At 73.8% G+C, this 4,748-nt stretch carries 2 protein-coding genes; both read left to right on the plus strand.

Features of this window, described 5'->3' with window-relative positions; all coding sequences use genetic code 11:
* Positions 1 to 326 precede the first annotated feature (326 nt).
* Positions 327 to 3,461: an AfsR/SARP family transcriptional regulator gene (locus FGF04_RS38120; protein WP_235882723.1), complete on the plus strand. Its 3,135-nt coding sequence runs from the start codon at positions 327 to 329 to the stop codon at positions 3,459 to 3,461.
* Positions 3,462 to 4,115: 654 nt separating this feature from the next.
* Positions 4,116 to 4,748: condensation domain-containing protein (locus FGF04_RS38125; RefSeq protein ID WP_235882724.1), on the plus strand; the 633-nt coding region annotated here is incomplete at its 3' end.

Here is a 4,748-nt window from a genome sequence, read left to right on the forward strand (position 1 = left end):
GGCGTCACCCGTGGGGAGCCGGCTGGGCCCGTCCCGGCGTCACGACCTCGCTCCGCCGCCGCTGACCCCCGTACAGCGGCGGCGGGCGAAGACATGCGGGCGGACGTGACTCCGCGACGGGCCCTGCCGTCCTTGCAGCCGACCGGCCCGGTGTGAAGGGGGAACGACCCACCGAGCCGGCCGACTGGCTGTCCAAAGACTGCGGGAGGAACCTTGCGAAAACCTTGTCGGCGCTTCCGTGACGATCTCCGTCGCGCCACCACAAGTCCCCCATGTGTGAAATCCTGGACCTGGTTCGGGAGTTGGGGCACGGGGAGCGGTCGAGCGTGGGTGGGGACGTGGATCTTCGATTACTGGGCCCGCTGGAACTGTGGGCCGGTGGTCGCCCCATCGAGCTGGGGCAGCCGCGACGGCGCGTGGTGCTGGCGGCGCTCGCGGCCAACTCGGGGCGGCTGCTGACCGTGGGCGACCTGGTGGACCGGGTGTGGGACGAGACCCCGCCCGACTCGGCCCGTTCGACCCTGTACTCCCACGTAAGCCGGATCCGGCGGGTCCTGGAGGAGGCGGCGCGGCACGGGGACAGCACGGCGGAGCACCCCCCGCTGCAGTTGCTGCGCGTGTCGGGCGGCTACCTCCTGAAGGCCGCGGACGACAGCGTCGACCTGCTGCGGTTCCGCACCCTGGTGGCCCGGGCCCGCGCCCTGCGCCCCGGCGATCCCGACGGCGGACTGCTCCTGCGGGAGGCCCTGGACCTGTGGCGGGGCGCCCCACTGGCCGACCTGCCGGGCTCCTGGGCGGAGCGCACCAGGACCGCCTGGCTCAACGAGCGGCTGGAGGCCGCCCTCCTGTGGGCCCGCGCCGAGCGGTCGGCGGGACACACCTCGCAGGCGATCGGCCGGATGCGGTCACTGGCGGACGAGTACCCACTGGCGGAACCCCTCGCCGCCCTGCTCATCAAGTCCCTGACGGGCACGGGCCGGACGGCCGAGGCCCTCGACCACTACACCGAGGTGCGCCGGCGGCTGGCCCACGAACTGGGCGCCCTTCCGGGGGCGGAACTGCGCGCGGCGTACGAGGAGGCCCTGCGCGAACGCCCCGCGTCCACCACCGGCACCGGCCCAGGACCGGGCCCGGGCGCCACCGGGACGTCACCCTCCAGACCCGCCGGCCCCGCCCAACTGCCTTTCGACGTCAGGGCTTTCACGGGTCGCGAGGCGCAGCTGGACGAGCTGTCGGGGCATCTGCTCGCGACCGCCGGCGACAAGACCTCCGGGGACGAGACCGCCGGGGACGAGGCCGACCCCACCACCACGGTCGTGGTCTCCGCGGTGTCCGGCACCGCGGGCGTCGGCAAGACGGCCCTCGCGGTCCACTGGTCGCACCGGATGCGCGAGCGGTTCCCGGACGGCCAGCTGTACGCGGACCTGCGCGGCTACGACACGGACGAACCGGTGTCCGCCGCCGACGTCCTCACCGGCTTCCTGGTGGCCCTCGGCGTGCCCGGCGCCGAGATCCCGCTGCGGCCGGACGACCGGTCCGCCCGCTACCGCACCGAGCTGAGCGGGCGCCGCATGCTCGTCGTGCTCGACAACGCCTCCTCAAGCGAGCAGGTGCGCCCGCTGCTGCCGGGCGCGGGCCTGTGCCGGACCGTGGTGACGAGCAGGGACACCCTCAGCTCGCTGGTGTCCCTGCACGGCGCGCACCGGCTCGTCCTGGACGTGCTCCCGATCGACGACGCGGTACGGCTGCTGAGCAGGCTCATCGGCCCCCGGGCCGCGGCCGAGCCCGGGGCCGCGGCCGTCCTGGCCGAGCAGTGCGGGCGCCTGCCCCTCGCCCTGCGCATCGCCGCGGAGCTGGCCCTCTCCCGCCCCGACTCCCCCTTGAGCACCCTCACCGCCGAACTGGAGGACCGGCGGGGGCGGTTGGAGCTGCTGGACTCCGACGACGACCCACGCGCGGCCGTGCGCGCCGTCTTCTCCTGGTCGTACGACCGCCTCCCGGCCGGCGCCGCCACCACCTTCCGGCTGCTCGGGCTGCACCCGGGACCCGATGTGGACGCGTACGCGGCGGCGGCCCTGTGCGGACGCCCCGTCGCCGACACCCGGGCGGACCTGGAACTGCTCGCCCGCAGCCATCTGATCCAGCCCACCCGCGACGGCCGGTACGGCATGCACGACCTGCTGCGGGTGTACGCGGCCTGGCAGGCGGAGCGGCACGACGGGGCGGCCGACCGCGAGGCCGCGTCGGTCCGCCTGCTGACCCACTACCTGGCGGCGGCCTGCGCCGCCATGGACGTGCTGCTGCCGGCCGAGAGCCACCTGCGGCCCCGGGTCGAGGCCCCCGACACCGAGCTGCCGCCCTTCTCCACCACGGCCGACGCGCAGGCGTGGCTGGCCGCCGAGCACCGCGTGCTGTCGGCCGTCACGGCGGCCGAGGCAGCGCGCGGCCGCGCGCGGTACGCCGTCGGGCTCGCCACCMCCCTGCACCGGCACTTCGACAGCCGCGGCCTGTTCACCGACGCGCTCGTCGTGCACGGCAACGCCCTGCGGGCCGCCCGTGCCGCGCAGGACCGGCAGGCGGAGGCCGAGGTGCACACCTGCCTCGGCACGATGCACCGGCGGCTGGCCCGCTACGACGAGGCGGTCGGGCACCACACGCGGGCGCTCGACCTCTGCCGCGAGATGGGGCTGCCGGTGCTGGAGGCCCGCAACCTCACCAACCTCGGTGTCCTGCACGAACTGCGGGGGCAGTACCGCGAGGCCGCCGAGCGCCACGGGGAGGCCGTCGTCCTCTTCCGCAAGGCGGGCGACGTGGGCGGCGAGGCCGACGCGCTCAACAACCTCGGCATCGTGCACGAGCTGCTCGACGACTACGAGACCGCCGCCGTCCAGCACCGGCAGGCGCTCACCCTCTACCGCGCGATCGGCCACGACTTCGGCGAGGCCAGCGCCCTGGGCAACCTCGGCATCGTCCTGTCCCGGCTCGACCGGCACGCGACCGCGGCCGGCCACTTCGAGCAGGCCCTCGCCCTCTTCCGGCGGCTGGGCCACCGCGGCGGTGAGGCGCACGCGCTGAGCAACCTCGGCGACGCCCACCACCGGCTGGGCCACCACGAACAGGCGGCCACCCACCAGCGGGCGGCCCTGGCCCTGTTCCAGCGGACCGGGGAGCGCTACGGCGAGGCCGGCAGCCTCAACGGCCTGGGCGAGGCCCTGCACGGTTCGGGCCGCCAGGACGAAGCCGCCACGGCCCACCGCTCGGCCCTCGCCCTGGCCACCGAGATCGAGGAGAAGGAGGAGCAGGCGCGCGCCCACATCGGGCTGGCCCGCATCCACCAGACCCTCGGCGACCTGGCGTCGGCCCGTACGCACTGGCAGGACGCCCTCGCCCGCTACGACGCCCTGGGGTCGCCGCGCGCCGCCGCGGTGGGCGAGGCGCTGGCCGCGCTGGAGGGCCGGTGACCCGCGCCGGTGTTGCGGAAGCAAGCGCTCCTCTTTCGTCAAGTCTCAGCAAAAAGGCGCCGGAAAGGTTTGTGGAACGGAGGGCGCGGCTTATCCGGTGAGTAGGCCGCCGACTCCTCTTTCCCGAATTCGGGACGCCCTTCCGGCGCCTTCGGAAAACGCGCGTTCTTTGCATCCCTTAACACCCTTACTTACCGAGAAATCAGTCACATACGGGCGTTCCCGCCGATAGCAGCCCCCGGCCAGGAGACCGTTGACAGGGTCTGGTCCGCTGATCAATTATCGCCATGTGTCCAGGTGTTCCCGATCGATGCACCCGCCGGACGACGTCGCCGCCCCCGCGGGACGCCACGAGCCAGAAAGCCGGTGGCCAGGATGCCGTACGACGAAGGTGTGACCATGCCGCCGTTATCCGCTGGCAACGTTGTCGCAATGAAGCGCCGAACTCCCGGACCGCATGCCCTCCGGGCGTCCCCCGTAATTCCTGAATTCCGTTCACTTTCTTCATCGCCTCCCCGATCCGCCCACTCCTCCGCAGCTCCGCCCCGTATCCGGGCGTAGAGCAGCCCCGGCGCGCCGACGCGCGGGCGGCCGAGCCCTCACCGTGACTCTCGGAACCAGTAATCCTGACGACGGGAAGAACCAGTCTTGTCCGTGCAGCAGACCCCCCACGTCCCGGCCTCCTTCGCGCAGCAGCGCCTGTGGTTCCTCGCCCAGCTCCCGGGCGGCAACGAGGCGTACAACGAGTCCATCGCCTTCACGATCCGCGGTCCGCTCGACGCGGCCGTCCTGCGCCGCGCCCTCGACGCGCTCGTCGTCCGGCACCAGACCCTGCGCACCCGGCTCGTGGCCGTGGACGGGGAGGTCCACCAGCACGTCGATCCGCCGGAGACCGGCTTCGCCCTCACGGCGGACGACCTCACGGAGCTGCCGGACGCGGGGGCGCACCTCGACGAACTGCGGCTGCGGGAGGCCTCGGCCCCCTTCGACCTGGCGCGCGGCCCCCTCACCCGGGGCCGCCTCGTCGCCCTGGCGGCCGACCACCACGTCCTGCTGCTGACGATGCACCACACGGTCTTCGACGGCCGGTCCATGAACGTGATGATGCGTGAACTCAGCGACCTGTACCCCGCGTTGCTGCACGGGCACCCCTCGCCGCTGCCGCCGCTGCCGATCCAGTACGCCGACCACGCGCGCGCCCAGCGGGAGCGCGTCCTGTCCGGGGAGCTCGCCGGCCAGGACGCGTTCTGGCAGGAGCGACTGGCCGGCGCCCCGCCCCTGTCCGGC

Source organism: Streptomyces apricus (assembly GCF_008369065.1).
Taxonomy (GTDB): domain Bacteria; phylum Actinomycetota; class Actinomycetes; order Streptomycetales; family Streptomycetaceae; genus Streptomyces; species Streptomyces apricus.